The sequence below is a fragment of the Vibrio sp. 378 genome, assembly GCF_033339435.1.
The window spans coordinates 1-705 of the sequence record NZ_JAWOUO010000543.1 but is presented as its reverse complement, the minus strand read 5'-3'; the positions used below and the strand labels follow the sequence as shown (position 1 = coordinate 705).

At 45.7% G+C, this 705-nt stretch carries 1 protein-coding gene; it reads right to left on the bottom strand.

The window, feature by feature from the left end:
- On the bottom strand, positions 1-705 hold a 705-nt coding region (locus R7Q48_RS27435; protein ID WP_411979295.1), incomplete at both ends, for a lipopolysaccharide biosynthesis protein.

Sequence of the window (705 nt, the reverse complement as noted above, 5' to 3'; positions counted from 1 at the left end):
GAAAGGACAACTAACAGCGGAGCTGCCGCAAGAAATTCATCACCAAAAAGCTGCATGACGAATTCAGGAAATAGGGTGCAAACCAAGACAGGAAGTAAAGCTGCGCCAATGTTTGCGCGACAAGCCCATCGACTTAAATTTCGCAGTTTATCCAGCTTTCCCTCTTTAAAAAGAGAGGCGAACATTGGGGCAACAACGAAGTTAATGGTAATCAGTACAAAGCCAATCAGTAGCGATGTTCGTTGCGCTGCTGCTAACAACCCTAGCTCCGTGGTAGAAATGAAAAAACCAGCAATAACAATGCTTCCCCATTGGAGGATATTGGTGAAAATGCTGCCAATCCACACTTGCTTCGCAGAGGAGATCAGTTCGATATTTGTTGTCGGGGTCGGCTTTTGATATTGACCAGAGCTAAACCATTTAGTCGTTGAAGCAATACTGACGATCAGACTCGCCAGCAGCAATGCCGCCATTAGGCTGTTGATGTTTTGTAAGTGCAGTGTGCTCAGGCCAATAATGAACAAAACCATGAGCACACTGACGCCGAGTTGAAGCGCGAATAGGGATGGCACCACCATTTTACTTGCTTGTAAAACACGGCTGTTGGTTTGTCCTAATACGAGGAAAGGTACACACATCAGCGCGAGCGTAATCGCCACTATTGGACTGTTGGTTTGATTCAGTTGATTTGGAAACAGGTAAAAG